This window comes from Pseudomonas quasicaspiana (assembly GCF_021147825.1).
GTDB lineage: Bacteria > Pseudomonadota > Gammaproteobacteria > Pseudomonadales > Pseudomonadaceae > Aquipseudomonas > Aquipseudomonas quasicaspiana.
Map to the genome: position 1 here is coordinate 1 of NZ_JAGTPI010000119.1, position 2,696 is coordinate 2,696.

Consider the following 2,696-nt stretch of genomic DNA (forward strand, 5'->3'; position numbering starts at 1 on the left):
GCTGCGCTTTTGTCCGACCGAAACACCGGGCACGATCCCCAAACGTTTGGCGGAGCTAAGAACACAGGCACAGCACTTCATGCTGCCACCCAGGCGTAAGCGAGCTTACCCCCGAGTGGTCAAACCAAGGCCGGTCAAATATCCAAAGAAAAAACCAACGGAGCTTAACTGACAGGCATTAGGGCAAGCCCGGCTCCCACAGAGTTCGGTGGCGGGGCACAGACATTGTGGGAGCAGAGCTTGCTCGCGATTGGGGGTGCCGCGGCTTGCAGTCATACCGCGTTATCGTTCTTCGCGGGCAAGCCTCGCTCCAACAGGGTTTGATGGTGGGGCAGGCATGTGTGGGAGCAGAGCTTGCTCGCGATTGGGGGTGCCGCGGCTTGCAGTTATACCGCGTCATCGTTCTTCGCGGGCATGCCTCGCTCCAACAGGGTTTGATGGTGGGGCAGGCATGTGTGGGAGCAGAGCTTGCTCGCGATTGGGGATGCCGCGGCTTGCAGTCATACCGCGTCATCGTTCATCGCGGGCAAGCCCGCTCCCACAGGTTCGGGCGGGCTCAGCCGACTTTGAAGAACGCCACTTTCTGGGTCAGGCGGTCTGCCAGTTTTGCCAGTTCCTGGCTTGCGGTGGCCACTTGCTTTGAGCCGGTTGCGGACTGCACGGTTGAACCGTGGATGCGGTTGATGTTGACGGCCACTTCTTCCGCCACGCTGTTTTGCTGCACCGAGGCGCTGGCGATCTGTGCGTTCATGCGGTTGATGGCGCCTACTTCCTGACTGATTTTGGACAGCGCACCTTGTGCATTGCGGGTTTGCTCCACGGTGCGACCTACCAGTTCGCAGTTGTCACGCATGGTTTGCGCGGCGGCTTCAGTACCACTTTGCAGGGTGCTGATCATGTCCCGAATGTCTTGCGTCGAGCGCTGGGTACGGTTGGCCAGCGACCGTACTTCATCGGCGACGACTGCAAAGCCCCGGCCGTGCTCGCCAGCCCTTGCTGCTTCAATGGCCGCGTTGAGGGCCAGCAGGTTGGTTTGAGAGGCGATTGAGTTGATGACGTCGATCACGCTCTCGATCTCTTCGCTTTGTTTGGACACCCGCTCCACGGTCAGGGTGGTTTCCGCCAGTGACGTGGCCAATTGTTCAATCGCCAGGGTGGTGCCCGCGACCAACTGGTTACCGCTTTCCACTTCGCCGTCGGCCAGACGCGTTGCATCGGCGGCTTGGGATGCGTAACCGGTGACTTCGTTGACGGTGGCTGCCATTTGCGTGATGGCGGTGGCCACTTGTTCAGCTTCACGGGTTTGCAGGTTTATCTGGTCGTTGTTGGTGATCGACGTGGCGGACAGCAGTGTGGAGGACTGATTCACTTCCTGAGCGGCCATGCGCACTTGGGTAATGGTGTCAGCCAGGCGGCTGAGGGCAGTTTTCAGTACGCCCATCACGCTGTCGGGGTAGGGCGTGACGATGCTTTGCTGCAGGTCGCCCGCGGCAAGACGCTGGATGGCTTGAGCCACTTCGGTGGGTTCTGCGCCGAGGGTGGATTTGACGAAGCGGATGATGAGGATCGACAGGAAGATGCTCAGCAACAAGGCCGCGCCAGTCGCCAGCAACATCAAGCCGCGAAACTGGCTAGCGGTGGCCTGCACGTCACTGAGCTGCGATTTGATGGACGCTTCTTCGTAGTCGATCAAGGCGTTGATGCGCTTGAGCCACTCGCTGTAGTCGGCGGATATCTGGTTGAGCAGCAAAGCCTGAGAGCCCGCGATGTCGCCGGTGCGGCGCAGGTCGATCAGTTTTTTCGTGGAGGCCAGGGTGCGCTGTTCGATGTCTTTGATGGCCTGCAGCATGGATTGCTCTTGCGGGGTGACGGTGTTGCTCGCGAAGAGTTGGTCCATCGGCGTGGCTGAATCCACGTAGTCTTTTTGCAGGCTGCTGACTTCGGCCAGGTGGGATTCAAGGTCGCGATCATTGGTCACCAGCACGGCATCACGAATGGCGATAGCGCGGTTGTGAACGCTGCCGCGGAAGTTAATCGCGTAGCGCTGCACTTTCGCGGCGTTGTTGCTGACGTCTTCCAGCGTGGAGTCGATAAATCCAACTCGTTGGATACCCACGGAGGTAATCAATACAAGCAGCGACACGATGGCGGCAAAGCCCAGGCCGATGCGCGATGCGAGGGATATCGGATTTTTCATGGGGTGAACTCGTGGGTAAACAAGTAGCTGAAGCGCCTTGGTGTCAATGCGCCATATATTGCGGTAACGGGAAGGTATCTTCAGTCGGCCTTTAAGCCCAATTGAGGGTAGCTACAGTAGGCATAGCGGCATGCTATGGAATTTAGTGAGCCCGTCCGTCCGTCTGGCTCTAATTGCACTGTTTTTGGTAGGAGCGAATTCATTCGCGAAGGTATTTTCCATGCAAAAAATCTGCGTCTGACGCACCGCTTTCGCGAATGAATTCGCTCCTACCGGGATGGGTTCACAGCGTTAACACCTGCCTGCACTGTTTTTGGTAGGAGCGAATTCATTAGCGAAGGCATTTCTCCTGCAAAAAATCTGCGTCTGACGCACCGCTTTCGCGAATGAATTCGCTCCCACCGGGATGGGTGTTCACAGCGTTAACACCTGACTGCACTGTTTTTCGGTAGGAGCGAATTCATTCGCGAAGGTATTTTCCCTGCAAAAAATCTGCGTC

At 57.7% G+C, this 2,696-nt stretch carries 1 protein-coding gene; it reads right to left on the bottom strand.

The genetic code is table 11. The features are described 5' to 3' along the window. Positions 1 to 556: 556 nt before the first annotated feature. The gene (locus KDX30_RS29350) at positions 557 to 2,197 is read right to left on the bottom strand and encodes a methyl-accepting chemotaxis protein (protein ID WP_231678244.1); all 1,641 of its coding nucleotides are present in this window, start codon (positions 2,195 to 2,197) and stop codon (positions 557 to 559) included. Positions 2,198 to 2,696: the final 499 nt, after the last annotated feature.